At 67.0% G+C, this 16,240-nt stretch carries 13 protein-coding genes; 5 read left to right on the plus strand and 8 right to left on the minus strand.

Going from position 1 to position 16,240, the window contains the following annotated elements:
- Positions 1–2: 2 nt before the first annotated feature.
- Together AQ619_RS16300 and AQ619_RS16305 are read right to left on the minus strand one after the other, a co-directional pair.
- On the minus strand, positions 3–983 hold the full coding sequence (locus AQ619_RS16300) for a FecR family protein (protein ID WP_062150095.1): 981 nt from the start codon (positions 981–983) through the stop codon (positions 3–5).
- 100 nt (positions 984–1,083) lie between these two features.
- Positions 1,084–1,605: an RNA polymerase sigma factor gene (locus AQ619_RS16305; protein ID WP_062150097.1), complete on the minus strand. Its 522-nt coding sequence runs from the start codon at positions 1,603–1,605 to the stop codon at positions 1,084–1,086.
- 203 nt (positions 1,606–1,808) lie between these two features.
- Between AQ619_RS16305 and AQ619_RS16310 the strand changes: the two genes are divergently transcribed.
- From AQ619_RS16310 to AQ619_RS16330, 5 genes are read left to right on the plus strand one after another with little or no spacing between them, the layout of a single operon-like run.
- Positions 1,809–2,525, plus strand: coding sequence for a thermostable hemolysin (locus tag AQ619_RS16310; RefSeq protein WP_236849576.1), 717 nt, complete (start codon positions 1,809–1,811; stop codon positions 2,523–2,525).
- The gene (locus AQ619_RS16315) at positions 2,522–3,970 is read left to right on the plus strand and encodes an AMP-binding protein (protein WP_062150101.1); all 1,449 of its coding nucleotides are present in this window, start codon (positions 2,522–2,524) and stop codon (positions 3,968–3,970) included. Before AQ619_RS16310 ends, AQ619_RS16315 begins: the two co-directional genes overlap by 4 nt.
- Positions 3,971–3,986: 16 nt before the next feature.
- A complete protein-coding gene (locus AQ619_RS16320; protein ID WP_062150102.1) occupies positions 3,987–4,655 on the plus strand; it encodes a TenA family transcriptional regulator in 669 nt (222 codons plus the stop codon).
- Entirely contained in the window at positions 4,648–5,400 is a 753-nt protein-coding gene (locus AQ619_RS16325) for an SDR family NAD(P)-dependent oxidoreductase (protein ID WP_062150105.1), read from the plus strand. Before AQ619_RS16320 ends, AQ619_RS16325 begins: the two co-directional genes overlap by 8 nt.
- A gap of 15 nt (positions 5,401–5,415) precedes the next feature.
- Positions 5,416–6,078 carry a tetratricopeptide repeat protein gene (locus AQ619_RS16330; RefSeq protein ID WP_062150108.1) on the plus strand — a complete coding sequence of 221 codons (663 nt, stop codon included), beginning with the start codon at positions 5,416–5,418 and terminating at the stop codon, positions 6,076–6,078.
- A 6-nt stretch (positions 6,079–6,084) separates the two neighbouring features.
- Here the strand turns inward: AQ619_RS16330 and AQ619_RS16335 are convergent, their stop codons facing one another.
- The 6 genes from AQ619_RS16335 to AQ619_RS16360 form a co-directional block, all read right to left on the minus strand.
- Complete coding sequence (locus tag AQ619_RS16335; RefSeq protein WP_236849495.1) at positions 6,085–7,173, minus strand: methyl-accepting chemotaxis protein; 1,089 nt, start codon at positions 7,171–7,173, stop codon at positions 6,085–6,087.
- 184 nt (positions 7,174–7,357) lie between these two features.
- Positions 7,358–9,850, minus strand: coding sequence for a DNA topoisomerase (ATP-hydrolyzing) subunit B (gene gyrB / locus AQ619_RS16340; protein WP_378109237.1), 2,493 nt, complete (start codon positions 9,848–9,850; stop codon positions 7,358–7,360).
- A complete protein-coding gene (recF, locus tag AQ619_RS16345) occupies positions 9,847–11,010 on the minus strand; it encodes a DNA replication/repair protein RecF (protein WP_062150111.1) in 1,164 nt (387 codons plus the stop codon). Before recF ends, gyrB begins: the two co-directional genes overlap by 4 nt.
- A 1,022-nt stretch (positions 11,011–12,032) precedes the next feature.
- On the minus strand, positions 12,033–12,377 hold the full coding sequence (locus tag AQ619_RS16350; protein WP_062150115.1) for a hypothetical protein: 345 nt from the start codon (positions 12,375–12,377) through the stop codon (positions 12,033–12,035).
- Positions 12,378–12,382: 5 nt separating this feature from the next.
- Entirely contained in the window at positions 12,383–14,329 is a 1,947-nt protein-coding gene (locus AQ619_RS16355; protein WP_236849496.1) for a S9 family peptidase, read from the minus strand.
- An 88-nt stretch (positions 14,330–14,417) separates the two neighbouring features.
- Entirely contained in the window at positions 14,418–16,190 is a 1,773-nt protein-coding gene (locus tag AQ619_RS16360) for a gamma-glutamyltransferase family protein (RefSeq protein WP_062150120.1), read from the minus strand.
- Positions 16,191–16,240: the final 50 nt, after the last annotated feature.

The raw sequence follows: 16,240 nt of genomic DNA on the forward strand, positions 1-16,240 counted from the left end.
CCTCAGCGTAGTTCGATTTCACGGCCAGTGCGATGCACGGTGAGAGAGAAATAACCCGCCAGGCGCTGGACCACGACCGCCTCGTCGCCGAGTTCCAGAACGCCGGAAAAGCGTCGCTTCGCCACGGATTCAGACACGCGGATGGGGGTAGGGTAACGACGGTTCAGGTCGGCGATGATCTGGCCCAGGGTCTCGTCGTCGCAGACCAGTCGTCCCTGGGTCCAGGCGAAGGCCGCGCTCGGATCGGCAACGGTCTGGATCGAGCGTCCCGTCCCTTCGGCATGGGACAGGGCCTGTCCGGCGACCAGTCGCGCGACGGGCCCAGAGCCCAGGGACGGTTGCCGCACCTCGACGACGCCGCGCCGCACCGTGACCTTCACGGCCCTGTCGAAGTGCCGGATGTTGAACTCGGTGCCGACGACGCGAACCTGCTGGTCGCCGACGCCGATCAGGAACGGCCGGCCGGGATCCTTGGCCACGTCAAACGTCGCCTGGGCGTCGGCCATCTCCACGCGACGCGTCCGCCAGCCCAGACGCACGGTCAGCCTTGAGGCGGCGTCCAGGTGGATACGGGTGCCATCGGCCAGGGCGATCTGGCGTGTCTGGCCAGGACCGGTCTCGTAGACCGTCGGCGTGCCCTGATAGGACCGCCAGAGTGTCGGACCCGTCACGAGCGCGACAATCGCTGCCGCAGCGGCGATCAGGGCGAACCAGGCGGGCGGCGAGGCGCGCCTCCGGAAGGGAACCACCTTGGGCGGGGCCAGGGTCAGGCCAGGAGTGATGTCGGCCGCCTGCTCGCTCAGCTCGGCGGCCAGCCGTTCGACCGCCTCGAACGCGACAAGATGATCTTCGGAGGCTTCCAGCCAGTCGGTCAGGGCCGACCAGTCTTCGGCCGTGGCCTGGTCCGACTGCACGCGCACCAGCCACGCGACGGCGTCGTCGCGCAGGGTGTCGCTCGTCGTTGAACCGCCTTGGCCGGTCATGCCTGATCGTCGCTCCTGAGGCTCATCCTCGCCCCGCTTGCCGTATTGACGCCACAAAGCCCCGGGTGCCTCCAAACTTTCTTTCGACCCGTGAACCAGCTCATCGTCCCACCTTGGCCAGGATGCGTTTGAGGCTGGTCATGATGTACTTCTCCACGCTGGATCTCGAGACCCCCATGGCTGCCGCAGTCTCGGCGTGGTTGAGGCCTTCCAGCTTGTGCAGGCGGAAGGCCTCGCGCACTGCCGGGGGCAGTTCGTTCACGGCCTCGATGATCTGGTTCAGGCGCTGGCGTGCGGCCACGGCGTCGTCGGCGGCAGGCTCGGCCGAAGCGTCCTGGCCCTGCACCATGTCGACATTGGCACCCCGCCATTCGGTCTCGCGCTTAACCGCCCGTCGCTGGGTCTTGAGGCGGTCCAGCATCAGGTTGGTTCCCAGCCGGTAGAGATAGGCGACGGGGTTGTCGATGGGGTCGGCCGGCGGCGGCGTGATCTTCAGATAGATGTCCTGCACGAGATCCTGGGCGGCCTCTTCGGACCGCAGCCGAACGCGGAAATGGCGCAGCAGGTCCTCGCGCCGTTCGAGATAGGCGGCGAGCAAGGGATGGACGTCACTGTCGTCCAAGGCCGTGACCTGCGCTCCTGGAGCCCATCGGCCCGTCGCCCACCGGGGAATCCGGAGACGCTTGCAGTCTTTCCGATGCCGCCCGCCCGCGCAATCGCAATCCCCTGGCTCATTCCTTTGAGGAGGTTTGGCCGGCGCGTCGTCATGGCTCCTCGAAGGGCGATGAGACGCCCGCCAGAGTTCGGAGATCGGCCTTGCTGGAAGTGATGATGCTCGACGACGGCGCCCCGCGCGGCAGCCTCCGCTTCGACGCCGACCGCGTGCGTCGTTTCACCTCGGTGGAGCCCCGGCTAATCTCGCTCCACTCGCTGATGCAGCCTGAGCGCCGTCGGGTCGAAGCCTATATCGAGGCCGCCTATGCCTCGGCCTTCAACGGCACGATCCGGGCCCACTATCCCACCCTGATGAGCGTGCAGGACGGCCAGGGCCGGATCCATGGCGCGGTGGGCTTTCGTCTGGCCGACAACGGCGCGCTGTTCCTGGAGCAGTATCTGGACGAGCCCGTCGAAGCGGCCATCCACCGCCGGTCCGGCGAAACGGTGGACCGCTCTGCCGTGGCCGAGATCGGCAGTCTGGCATCGGAAAGCGCCGGGGCGTCGCTGTTCATGTTCCTGGCCCTGGCGCGCCATCTGCACCACAAGGGTTGCACCCATGCCGCCGCGACGGCGACCCGACAGCTGCGCCGCAGTTTCGCCCGCGTCGGCTTTGCCACCCAGACCCTGACCCGCGCCGAGCCCAGCCGGCTCGGGGACGGTGCCGCCGACTGGGGCGGATACTACAATCGCGATCCCGAGGTGATGATCGGTGCCATAGCGCCCGCCCTCCCCGCCCTGACCCAGATGCTGATGGTCGAGCCGCCGGAGGTGCCGGACATCCGGCCAAGGCTCCATCCCGCCTGGCCTGCGGAGCTGATCGGATGAGCCGGGTTCTGCACGCCATTACCCGGCACGCCCTCGACAGGCCCGGGGCCATCGCCCTGAGCACACGCACCCTGTCCCTGACCTATGCCGAGCTCGAAGCCGAGATCCAGCGTGTCGCGACGGCGCTCTTTGCCTTTGCACCCCTGGTTCGTCCCGGTGCGCCGGTCGCCGTGCGGCTGGCCAATGGTCCGGCCTGGGTGATCCTGGATCTGGCCCTGATCCGTCTGGGCTGGCCCAGCCTGCCCCTGCCGGGCTTCTTCACCCCGGCCCAGCGCGAGCACGCCCTCGCCGATGCCGGTGCGACCCTGCTGGTTAAGGAGGCTGAAGGGACCGTCGCGTTCGAGATCCTGGGCACATCCATCGCCATCTGGCCCTGCGCGACCGCACCTGTGACCCTGCCAACCGGCACGGCCAAGATCACCTATACCTCCGGCTCGACCGGCCAGCCCAAGGGCGTGTGCCTGTCGCTAGAGCAGATGGAGGCCACGGCCGCTGCCCTGGTCGAGGCCATCGGTGCCGACTATGCCGGCCTGCACCTGCCGCTGCTGCCGCTGTCGATCCTGCTGGAGAATGTGGCCGGGCTCTATCCGATCCTGCTGGCCGGCGGTCGCTATCACGTCCTGCCCGCCGCCGAGCTGGGCCTCGACAATCCCTTCCGTCCCGACCTTCCCGCCCTGGCCGAGGCCATCGCCGCCGAACACGCCACAAGCCTGATTGTCGTGCCCGAGCTGTTGCGCGCCCTCCTGATGGTGATGACCTTCACCGGGGCCCGCTTCCCCGACCTGAACCTGGTGGCGGTGGGCGGTGCCAAGGTATCGTCGCAGCTGCTGAGACAGGCCGAGGCCTTGGGCCTGCCGGTCTATGAGGGCTACGGCCTCTCCGAATGCGCTTCGGTCGTGGCGCTCAACACCCCGTCAGCCCGTAAGGCCGGGGCGGTGGGAAAGCCCCTGTCGCACCTGTTGGTGACCCTTGACGCCGAGGGCGAGATCATTGTCTCGCCCCGACCCTTCCTCGGCTATGCCGGCCGCGAACCGCACCAGGGCGCAGTCCATACCGGCGACCTGGGCAGCCTGGATGCCGACGGCTTCCTACGCATCGAAGGTCGGCGGACCAACACCATCATCACCGCCTTTGGTCGCAATGTTGCGCCCGAGTGGGTGGAGAGCGAGCTGTTGGCCCAGCCCGAGATCCGCCAGGCAGTGGTGTTCGGCGAGGCCCAAGCCACGCTGGGAGCCCTGATCGTGCCGCTGATCCCCGACATGGACGAGGCCGCAGTCGCACAGGCCGTGGCCCGCGCCAACCGGGCCTTGCCCGACTACGCCCAGGTCAAGCGCTGGCAGGTCCGCGCGCCCTTCGACCCCGCCGAGGGTGAACTCACCAACAATGGCCGTCCCCGTCGGGCGGTCCTGTTGTCGCGTCACAGCGACTTCATTCAAGCCTCTTGAGCAGGAGCACCAAACCTTGACCTTCTTTCCCCAACTGGTCGCCGCCACCGTCGAGGGCCAGCAGACCCTGGCCAGCGTTCCGCAGATCCAGGACGGCCTGACCGGCCAGATATCGCGTGAGACCTACATCGCCTATCTGACCGAGGCCTATCACCATGTGAAACACACGGTGCCTCTGATGCAGGCCGCCAGGGCGCGACTTGATGACGCCCATGACCGCTTCCGCCATGCGCTGGACGAGTACATTGCCGAAGAGACCGGCCATGAGGCCTGGATCCTCAACGACATCCGCAACTGCGGCGGCGACGCCGAGGCCGTGCGCAACGGCCTGCCGCGCGAGGCCACCCAGAACATGGTCGACTTCGCCTATGACTATATCGCCAAGGTCAATCCGATGGGCTTCTTCGGCATGGTCTTCGTGCTGGAGGGTACGAGTGTGCGCCTGGCCACCCAGGGTGCCGAAGCCGTCGCCAGGAACCTTAATCTGGGTCCGGAATGCTTCAGCTACCTGACCTCGCACGGCGCGCTGGACATGGAACACCTGGTCTTCTTCCAGAAGCTGATGGACGAGATTGAAGACCCGGACGACCAGGCGGCGATTATCGAGGTCGCCTCGGCGATCTTCACGCGCTTCGCCAATGTCTTCCGCGCCATTCCGCATGACCGGGCGGTGGCCCATGTTTAGCGGCAAGACCATCCTGCTCACGGGCGGCTCGGGCGGCCTGGGTTCGCTGATCGGCACCCAACTGACGGCCGAGGGCGCACGAGTCGTCGTACTGGACCGCGCAGCGCCAGCCACCTGCACGGAGTTTCTGCAGCATGACATTTCGACTGTAGAGGGCGTCGAAGCGGCCGCCGCCGCGATCACCGGCCAGGACTGGGACATCGTCATTAATCTGGCCGGAATTCAGCATTTCGGACCTTTTGAACGGCAGAGCCCCGAACATCTTCTGGCCAGCTACATGGTCAATCTCGTTGCACCCGTGCGCCTGACCCAGGCCGTTCTGCCAGGTATGAAGGCACGAGGGCGCGGACAGATCGTCAATGTCGGCTCGATCTTCGGCTCGATCAACTTCGCCCATTTCGTCACCTATTCCAGCGCCAAGGCGGGACTTCGGGGATTCAGCCAGGCGCTGCGGCGGGAACTGTCCGGCTCGGGACTTGAGGTCACCTATGTGGCGCCCCGCGCGGTCAGGACGGCGCTCAACACGCCGGCTGTGATGGAATTCGCCAAGCTGACCCAGATGAACATGGATCCGCCCGAGCTGATTGCCCGTCGCATTATCGAGGCCATCCGTGGCCGGAGGAAGGACGTCTATTTCGGCTTTCCCGAGAGCCTGTTCGTGCGTCTCAACGCTGTTTTCCCGCAACTCATCGACCGCGCCCTGTCCGCCAATGACCGCAAGGCCGCGCGGCTGTTTGCCAACTGACTGTCTGGAGTTCCCATGAAGACGCTTCCAATGCTCGCCGTCGCCGCCGCCATCGGCACCCTCGCCCTGCCGGCCCTCGCCGCCGACGCAGCCTTTGATGGACGGGTCGAGGGTCTGGCCCGGTCCTGGGCTCACGTGAACTATGAGGTCAAGGACAAGGCCGCCCAGGCCAATGAAGCTGCCAGGCTCGCTGCAGACGCCGACGCCCTGGCCCACCAATATCCCAACCGCGCCGAGCCGCTGGTCTGGGAAGCCATTTCCACGGCGACGGAAGCCGGGGCCAAGGGCGGCCTGGGCGGCCTGGCCCTGGCCAAGACCGCGAAAGGCCTGCTGGAGCGCGCCGAGAAGATCAACCCGTCTGCCCTGGGTGACGGCTCGGTCTATACCAGTCTGGGCTCGCTCTATGCCCAGGTGCCCGGATTTCCGGTCGGTTTCGGAGATGCCAAGAAGGCCCGTGCCTACCTGGCCAAGGCTCTGGCCGCCAATCCTCGTGGAGTGGATCCCAACTTCTTCCAGGGCGACTTCCTGATGCGGCAGGGCGACTATGCCGGGGCGGCCGCCGCACTCGAACGGGCGCTCGCGGCGCCGGCACGGCCGGGACGTGAGGTCGCCGATCGCGGGCGCAAGGGCGAGGCGAGCACGCTCCTGGCCGAGGTGCGGACCAAGTTGCGCTCCTAGGGTCGATCAGGCCGCCACGGATCTTGCCAGGGCTTCACCGCCTGAGGTCAAAGCCTTGCTCTGGGCCAGACAGCCGTACCATCCCAGTCCCCGGTAGGTTTCATAGCCCGGGGTCAGGGCATAGCCCACGGTCAGGTCACCATCGGCATAGCTGCCCATCTCACCCTCGCGGGTGTTCAGCGGAAAGACTTCCGTCAGGACGCCGCGGCCGTCCGACGAGGCCAGGACACGGCCCTTCTGGTCCAGCAACATGACCCGCGAGCGAGCGCGCTCCTCGGGGGTCAGGCGAACGCCGTCGACCACCGCCTGGGCCTGGGGCTGCCAGTCGAAATGGACCCCCAGAACGCCAAGGATCCGTCCCTGGCTCTGACCGCCTTCGCGGATCGCCGTGGCATAGGTGGCGACCGGAGCGTCATTGAGCGCCCGGACCCGTTCGATGTCGCAGGCGATGAAGTCATCTCCGGATGCCGTCTTCATCGCCTCGCGGAACCAGGTCGTGTCCGCCGCCGAACTGTTGCGCGCGGCCCGGTAGCGGTCGGGCCGTCCGGTCGCCACGACCCGCCCCTGGGGGTCGCAGATCCACAGGTCGAGATAGACGGTATAGGCGTCGAGTATGACGCCCAGGCGCTGGCTGGCATGGCGGACCGACTCGGGCGACGGCGCATCGAGGCAGGCGACCACGGCCGAGTCCGTGGCCCACCAGCGGACGTCACAGGTCCGTTCATAGAGGTTGCGGTCGACGATCTCGATGGCGTTCAGGGCCAGGTCGGCCAGGCGCTGGCCGCGCATGTGGCCCAGGATCGCGCCACCGATGGCGGTCAGTTCATCGAGATCAGCCCGCACCTGGCTCTCCAGGGCGGCGGCGACGTCATCGATCTCCGTCGAGATCTTCTTGAATTCCTCGGCGACGATGGCGAAGCCCTTGCCGGCCTCGCCGGCCCGGGCCGCCACGATCAGGGCGTTGATCGCCAGCATCTTGGCGGCACGATTGACCCGGGCGATCTCGCCGATCTTTTCCCCGGCGACAGAGCTCAGACGTTCGGAGAGGTCCAGAATTCGCTCCGGACGCAGGCTGGCGTCTTGTTCCAACTTCACAGGCCCTCACGCAATACCTTGCCGATCGGCGGCAGGTTTGCGCACGGTGAATCCCGTGTCACTCGACCTATGCGACATAGGGCCGCAGGAGGGGACTTTCACCCCAATTCGGGGAGATTTTCGAGGCGGTCGCCGCAAGATTGGGCAACGGGCGCTCAAAATGCCCGAAGATCCGGCAGCTGACCTAGACGTCAACCTCGGCGTCGAGAGCGTTTTCCTGGATGAACTCGCGACGCGGCTCGACCAGATCGCCCATCAGCCGGCTGAACATGTCATCGGCATCGTCGGCATGGTTGACCTTGACCTGCAGCAGGGTGCGGGCCTCGGCATCGAGGGTCGTTTCCCAGAGCTGGTCGGGGTTCATCTCGCCCAGACCCTTGTAGCGCTGGATCGACAGGCCCTTGCGGCCGGCGTCCATCACCGCCCCGACCAAATCCATCGGTCCACGGACGGTTGTCGACTTGTCCTTGCGGCGGAACACGGCCCGGCCCGAGAAGATCTCGGCCAGGGCCCCGGCGCGCTCGGCCAGACGGCGGGCATCGGCGGCGTTCAGCAGGCCGTCATCCAGCACTACGCTCTCGGTGACGCCACGCCGGATACGCTTGAACACATAGGCGGTATCGCCGCGCTCGCCGGTCCAAAGACCATCGCCTTCCTCGGCATAGAGGTCGAGACGGGCGGCGGCGGCGGCGATGTCCGGCCTGTCGCTGAGCAGGCCGGCCAGGGCCGTCTGCTCGACCGCAAAGGCCGGGGCCCGGGCGGCCAGACGGTCGATATTGCCCTTGGCCTGGCGGCACAGCTGCACCAGGGCCAGAAGGTCCTTGCCGGTCCGGCGCTCGCCCGAGGGCAGGTCGAGCTCGGCCCCGTCGACGCCCTCGTCGATCAGGAAGGCGTCCATCTCGGCGTCGTCCTTGAGATAGCGCGACGACTTGCCCTTGGCGGCTTTGTAGAGCGGCGGCTGGGCGATGTAGATATAGCCGCGCTCGATCAGCTCAGGCATCTGCCGGTAGAAGAAGGTCAGCAGCAGGGTGCGGATGTGGGCGCCGTCGACGTCGGCGTCGGTCATCAGCACGATCTTGTGGTAGCGCACCTTGTCGGCATTGAAGTCGTCACGGCCGATGCCGGCCCCGAGGGCCGTGATCAGGGTGCCGATCTGGTCGGACGACAGCATCTTGTCGAAGCGCGCCCGCTCCACATTGAGGATCTTGCCGCGCAGGGGCAGGACGGCCTGGTTGTCGCGGTTGCGGGCCTGCTTGGCCGATCCGCCGGCCGAGTCACCCTCGACGATGAAGATTTCCGACTTGGCCGGATCGCGCTCGGAGCAGTCCGCCAGCTTGCCCGGCAGGGAGGTGATGTCGAGCGCGCTCTTGCGGCGGGTCAGTTCGCGGGCCTTGCGGGCCGCTTCGCGGGCAGCGGCGGCCTCGGCGATCTTGGAGACGATGGCTTTCGCCTCGTTGGGATGCTCCTCGAACCAGGTGGCCAGGCCTTCCTGGACCAGGCCCTCGACAGCGGGGCGCACTTCGGACGAGACCAGCTTGTCCTTGGTCTGGGAGCTGAACTTGGGATCGGGAACCTTGACCGACAGCACGCAGGTCAGACCTTCACGGGCGTCCTCGCCCCCGACATTGACCTTTTCCTTCTTCGTGATGCCCGAGCTCTCGGCGTAGTTGGTGATGATCCGGGTCAGGGCCCCGCGGAAGGCCGACAGGTGGGTGCCACCGTCCCGCTGGGGGATGTTGTTGGTGAAGCACAGCATGTGCTCGTGGTAGCTGTCGTTCCACCACAGGGCCAGATCGACCTCGACCTTGTCCTTGCGGCCGCGAATGACGATCGGCATCTTCAGGAGCGGGGTCTTGGCCTTGTCGAGATGGCGGACGAAGGCCTCGATGCCGCCCTCATAGTGCAGCTTTTCTTCCCACGGCGCGGCGTCGCGCAGGTCGCGGAAATAGATGGTCACGCCCGAGTTCAGGAAGGCCAGCTCGCGCAGGCGATGCTCGAGCGTCTTGCGGTCGAAATCGATGAAGGCAAAGGTGTCCTTCGACGGGAAGAAGGTCACTTCCGTGCCGGTCAGGGTGGTTCCGGCCTTGGGCCCGTCGGCGCGGACGGGCGAGTCGCCGGTCTGGGCCAGGGAGGTCACCGCATCGCCGCGCTCGAAGCGCATCTGGTAGCTGTGGCCGTTGCGGTGGATCTTCAGTTCCAGCCAGTCGCTGAGCGCATTGACCACCGAGACGCCGACGCCGTGCAGGCCGCCGGAGACCTTGTAGCTGTTCTGGTCGAACTTACCGCCGGCATGCAGCTGGGTCATGATGACCTCGGCCGCCGAGACGCCTTCGCCCTCGTGGATGTCGACCGGGATGCCGCGACCGTCGTCGGTGACCGTCACCGAGCCGTCGGCATTGAGGATGACCTCGACCTTGGTGGCGTGACCGGCCAGGGCCTCGTCGATGGCGTTGTCGACCACCTCATAGACCATGTGGTGCAGGCCCGAGCCGTCATCGGTGTCGCCGATATACATGCCGGGGCGCTTGCGCACCGCATCCAGGCCCTTCAGCACCTTGATCGAGTCAGCGTCATACTCGCCGCCCATCACTTCGGGGGCTGCCATCTGCGAGCCGTCTGCAGTGGTCAGGCGATCGCCGGTATTGTCTTCAGCCGGGCCTTCGGTCTCTTGCGTCATACGTCTTCCAAAGCGGTCAGGCCGGCCTCGCACACGCGAACACCCAGAGCCCGACCTTTGAGATGGTCGAACAGCGACTCGTCCGTGCCTGTCATGAAGGCCTGGAGCTTGAGTGCCGTGATTTCGTCCGCCAGAGCAGCTCGCCGGGTCAGGTCGAGATGCGCTGCGACTTCGTCGAGCAATACTATAGGATTCGGCGCGGAATCCGCACGCGAAAGTCGCGCCGCCTGGGCCAAAACCAGGTTCAGAATCAGCGCTTTCTGCTCGCCGGTGGAACATTCGGCGGCGGGGCGGTCCTTGCCGACGTGCAGGATGTCTAGATCCCCGCGATGGGGCCCGGTCAGGGCCCTTCCAGCCGCCCCGTCGCGCGGCCGGGCGGCGGCCAAGGCGGTGGCCAGACGCAGCTCGATCTCGGCCAGGTCATGCCCTGCAAGCGCCAGCCTTTCCCACTCGCCGGTCAGGGACAAACGGGCCTGCGGGAAGGGGCGATCACCGCGACCGTCGATCTCGGCCTGCAGGGCGATCAGGGTACGGGCCCGGGCCTGGGCCATCAGTCCCCCGGCCTGGGCCAGCCGCGCCTCCAGGGCGGTCAGCCAGACCGTATCGGCCGGCACGCCGGACTCGGCGGCATCGGTCAGAAGGCGCATCCGCTCGCGCTGGGCCTTGTCATAGACATTGGCGTGGCGGGCATGGTCGGCCTCTCCGGCAAAGACCAGGCGGTCGAAGAAGCGGCGGCGCTCGGAGGCGGCCTCCAGAAACAGCCGGTCCTGGGCCGGGGTCAGCCAGATGGGCCGGACATGGTCGGCCAGCCGGCCCGGCGGCACGGTTTCGCCGTCGACCCGCACCAGACGCCGGGTCTGGCCGCCGGCCTCGACGCCGGTGCCCAGCTGGACCGGCTCATCCTCGCCCGCTTCAATCTGGGCCGCCACAGCCCAGGCCCGGCCCGTAGCCTCGCCCGGCAGCCGCCGCCCGACCTCGGCCAGGCTGGAGCCGCGCAGGCCCTTGCCCGGCGACAAGAGGCTGATGGCCTCCAGCAGGTTGGTCTTGCCGGCCCCATTGGCCCCGAACAGATAGACGCTGGCCCCGCCGGTCTCGAGACGGGCGCTGGCATAGGACCTGAAATCGGTCAGGGTCAGGGTGAGGATCGCGGCCGACGCCATGGGGGTCTCTTAAGGCAGGTTGGCCCTGACGTCACTTGCCCCCTCCTGACCGCTATCGCGGTCGTCCTCCCCCGGAGGGGGAAGATGAGGTCAGCGTGTTTCATCTTCCCCCATGCTCCCCTTCGGGGGAGCTGCCGGCGAAGCCGGCTGAGGGGGTCGGGGGGAAGACGGCTGCGCAGCAGCCCGTAGGGGGCAAGTCTGGCGGACACAGGCTTTCAACCTCACGCGATCCCTCGCTGAGTTGATGGAAAGGGTCGCGGAGCGTCCGGGCTCGCCCGGAGATTGGATAGAGTAACCGTTTCGACGAAGCCGTCCGCTCCGCGTCACCGTTTTCCGTCCGCCTCCCGTCGGGTGGCCCTGTTGAGGCCTTACCGGGACCCGGATCCCGCCGTTTCCGGCGCGCTCCGGCGGTCGAAGAGGACGGGCTTACAGCCAGACACGCCCTTTTGCCTTCAACCACGCCGACGGCGGGCGAGTCTGGCCAGCAACCAGATCCCCGGACACGCTTCAGTATCCCCCTGAAGCCCAGTCCCGCTCGATCACCCCCCGCCGCCGCCATGGTCGCTGGCCCTGCGCCCTTTCCCCGCGACGAGGTGGGGACAGAATACGGGAGGTTTGGGCGCGTCGGATAAGTTTGCTGAACGCCCGGGTTGATCCCCGTTCCTTCGACCCTCTCCCAGAGGGAGAGGGAGGGACCCACGCTGGCGTGGGAGGGTGAGGGGTTACACCGTCAACCGTTGTCGCACCTCAGGCCGTGCCCTGTCCGGAAGGGCTTCGCAAACCCCTCACCCTCCCACCGCTACGCGGCGGGCCCCACCCTCTCCCTCTGGGAGAGGGTTGTTAGTCCCCGTGCCGATCCGGGGATGGCGCGATCGCTATCCCCGCACTTGCCCCCTACGGATCGCTTCGCGATCGTCTTCCCCCGGAGGGGGAAGATGGGTGCGCGCGTTTCATCTTCCCCCTGACAAGGGGGAGGACGACCTGCGGAGCAGGTCAGGAGGGGGCCTGCGGCGCTGGACGTCCTACCCGAAATACCGCCGCGCGATCTCCAGATTATCCTTCTGCCAGACCCCGGCCGCGTCCATCAGCACGCGCATCATGTTGGCCTGAAAGATCTGGCGCGCCTCGTCACGGTCGACGAGCGCCCGGAGCGGCTCGTCGAAGCGGGCGTCGGGGGCGATCGACCGATGGACGGCGTAGTTCATGGCGATCAGGTCGATGCGGTGCTCGATGCTGCCGAACACCGCCTCGACGCGCTGCGAGCGATCGAACCAGGTCTCGCAGCCCCCAAAGTCCGTCGCTTCCCAGAGGGTGAGCATGTTGTCGAACAGGGCGGCGAAGCGGTCTTCGCACAGGCCTTGGCCCATCCGCCCTACTGGCCCTTGGCCGAACCCAGCACCTTCTGCAGGAACTGGGTCTCGACCTCCCGGCGACGGTCGTTGTTGACCTTCTTGCGGAAGCCGTGGCCCTCGTCCTTGAACTGAACGTACCAGGTCTCGACGCCCTTCCCGCGCAGCTTGGCGACGATCTGGTCGGACTCGGACTTGGGCACGCGCGGATCGTTCCAGCCCTGCATGACCAGCATCGGCTTGGTGATCTTGTGGACGTTGTTCATCGGCGAGATCACCTCGAAGACCTTCAGCATCTTCGGGTCGCGCTCGTCGCCATATTCGGCGCGGCGCAGGTCGCGCCGGTAGGCTTCGGTGTTCTGCAGGAACGAGACGAAGTTGGAGATGCCGAACAGCTCGATCCCGCCGGCCATCCGGTCGGAATAGTGGGTCATGACCGCCAACGACATGTAGCCGCCGTACGAGCCGCCGCTGACCACAACCCGGCTCGGGTCGAGATCCGGCTGGGTCTTGATCCAGTCCAGCAGGGCGCCGATGTCCTTGACCGAGTCCTCACGCTTTTCGGCGTTGTCGAGGTTCAGATAGGTCTTGCCGTAGCCGGTGGAGCCCCGAACATTGGGGATGATGACCGCCGCGCCCAGCTCGGCGACGGCGTGTTGGCTGAACGTGTTGAACGTCGGCCGCGACTGCCCTTCCGGGCCGCCGTGGATGTCGATGACCACCGGCGCCTTGCGTCCTTCGGAAAGGTTTGGCTTGTAGATGAAGGCCGGGATGGATCGCTTGTCGAAGGACGGGTAGCGAACCAGTTCCGGTGTCACCAGGGCCTTGGGGTCCAGGCCGCCCAGCTCCGACGCCGTCCAGCGCTCGAGCTTGCCGTCGGGGGCGTCCCAGCTCCAGCTCCACGCATCGCTGGCGGCGGTCGGGGTCGCGAGGCTGAAACCCAACTTGGTGCCATCCGGAGAGAAGGCCAAGCCGCTGACCACGCCGGCTGGAATGGGCGGTTGAGGGAGGCTCCGGCGGGTCAGGTGGTCGCGGACAAACAGCTTGGAATAGCCGTCCTCGTTGACGGCATAGGCCAGCATCTTGCCGTCGTCGGAGAGCGTGAACGCTTCGACGTCCCAAACCCGGTCGCCCGAGAACTGCTTGGCGCCGGTAGCCAGGTCAAGCACCACGATACGCATGACCTCCGAGCCCTCGTCGGACAGCATCATCACGCTCTTGCCGTCCGGCGTGAACCGCCCTCCGGCATAGGCGATCTTGTCTTTGCTGGGATTGAGCAGCGTCAGTTTGCCGGTCGCCACGTCGAGCAGCCAGCGCTTGGACTCGCGGATCGAATAGTAGCGACCTAGCAGCACGGTCTTCCCGTCGGGCGACACAGCCTCGGGCGACATGGCGCCCTCGCCCTTCAGGATCACCCTTGCTCCGCCCGGGGCGGCAGGATCGCGCATCAGAATTTCGGCGTCGCCTGACCCCCTGGTGGTGCGCGACCACACCAGCACCGAGCCGTCCTTCGACCAGGCCGGCGAGCCGTTGCGCGTGCCGGTTTCGGTGAGCTGGGTCTCCTTGCCGTCGGCGCTCCGCACGAACAACTGGAACCACTCGTCGCCGCCGGTGTCCTTGGAGAACAGCACGTCGCCGTTCGGCAGGGTGTGGACGCCGGTGACTGGCTCGTCGTGGAAGGTCAGCTGGGCGCGGTCAGCGCCCGGCGCGGCCACCTTGTGCAACTGGTTGGTGTTGGCGAAGCGGGTGGTGATGAGCATGCCGCCGTCCGCCGCCCAGTCCTGGAAACCGGCCGCGCGGACATTCTGATAGCGGTTCAGCCCGGCCCGGATCGACGGCGCGGCGACCGGCACGTTCTCAAGGATCTGATTGCCGATCTCACGGCGGTCAACCGGGGCGGTCTGTGCCAGGGCCAGGGGTGCGCTGGCGCACAGGAGAAGGGCGACGAGAACAGGCAAGCGAGACGTCACGGGCGGCTCCAAGCAACACAAGACAGTGACTTTCGCGCGACGATATCTTCGCCGCAACGCTTACCTACGGACACGTCCGGATCTTGCCTCAATAGGCCAGAGCCACCCCGTCCTTGCGCATCTCGGTGGCGGCGGCGTAGCGACCGGGCCAGCGTTCGATGGCCTGGTAGCCGCCATAGCCGCCGAGCTCGGTCTTCAGGCTCCAGCCCAGGGCCTCCAGATCCTTGCGGGTCTGGGCCGGCACGCCGCTTTCCAGGTCCAGGACCGTCATGTCCTCGGCGCCGATCCCCGTCGGTTCGGACGAGCCGCCGTGATGCCAGCGGGGCGCATCGCCGGCCTCCTGCACGCCCAGGCCGAAATCGACCATGTTGCTGATGATCTGGGCCTGGCCCTGGGGCTGCATGTCGCCGCCCATCACCCCGAACGACAGCCACGGCTGGCCGTCGCGCAGGGCAAAGCCCGGGATGATCGTCTGGAACGGCCGCTTGCCTGGCGCGTAGATGTTGGGATGGCCGTCGGTCAGGGCGAACAGTTCGCCCCGGTCCTGGAACATGAAGCCCAGCCCGTCTGGCGACAGGCCCGAGCCCATGCCGCGATAGTTCGACTGGATGATCGACACCATCATCCCGTCCCTGTCGGCCGTGGTGAAATAGGTGGTGTCGCCCCGGCTGGGGGCCTGGCCCGGATAGATCGGCGTCAGGATCCTGTCGGGCCGGATCAGCTTGGCGCGCTCGGCCGCGTAGTCCTTGGAGATCAGCCAGTCGATCGGCGACCTGTAGAAATCCTGGTCGGCATAGAACCGGGCGCGGTCCTCATAGGCCAGGCGCTTGGCCTCGACGGCGTGATGGATGGCCTGGGCCGACTGGAAACCCATGGTCTTGACGTCGAAGCGCTCAAGAATGTTCAGCAGCTGAAGGGTCGCCAGACCCTGGGTGTTGTCGCCCAGGGCGCAGACCTCGACGCCGCGATAGCCGGTCTTGTGGACCGTGGTCCAGACGGCGCGGTTGGCCGCGAGATCCGCCTTGGTCATCCAGCCGCCGATACGCTTGAAATAGGCTTCGATCGTCGCAGCGATCTCGCCCTCGTAGAACGCCCGGCCACCGCCTTCGGCGATCAGCCGGTAGGTTCGACCCAGCCGCGGGTTCCTGAAGATCTCGCCCTCCACCGGCGTCCTGCTCGTGGGAGCCCAGACGGCCTTGAAGTTCTCGACCTCTTCGATACCGGAGGCCGGATTGGTGAAGCGGCGATAGCTGCCGGCGAGATAGAAGGCGACGTTCTGGGTGATCGGGTGGCCCTGCTCGGCATAGTCGATGGCCGGCGCGAACAGTTCGGACCACTTCAGCTTGCCATAGCGCTCGTGCATCTCGCGCCAGGCGTCGACGGTGCCCGGCACGCTGACCGAGACCGCGCCCCAGGACGGGATCTTGCCGTCCCTGGACCGCGCCCGCACGGTCTCCAGGCTGAGGCCCTTGGGCGAGCGGCCAGACCCGTTGAGGCCCATGACCTGCCGGGTCTTGGGATCCCACAGCATCACATAGCAGTCGCCGCCGATGCCGCAGGCGATGGGTTCGACCAGGCCCAGGACCGCATTGGCGGCGATGGCCGCATCGGCGGCCGATCCCCCCTTGCGAAGCATGTCGATCGCCGCCTGGGTCGCCAGGGGATGGGCGGTCGCGGCGGCGCCGTTCATGCCCCATGCCGCCGAGCGCGAGGCAAAACTGGCTCCGGCCACACGGTCGCCGCCCTGAACGTCGGGCCGCTTCAGGTTGGGATTGGTCCCGCTGAACAGCTGTGACTGGGCCAGGGCCGGGCCGGCCATGGCGGCGGCCGGCAGGGCGGCGAGGAACGTGCGGCGGCGCATGGTGAGTCCTCTCAGCAAAACGGGTGCCCGAAGGCACCCGTCTGGTATTC

Origin of the sequence: Caulobacter henricii, from assembly GCF_001414055.1 — a bacterium.
Taxonomy (GTDB): Bacteria; Pseudomonadota; Alphaproteobacteria; order Caulobacterales; family Caulobacteraceae; genus Caulobacter; species Caulobacter henricii.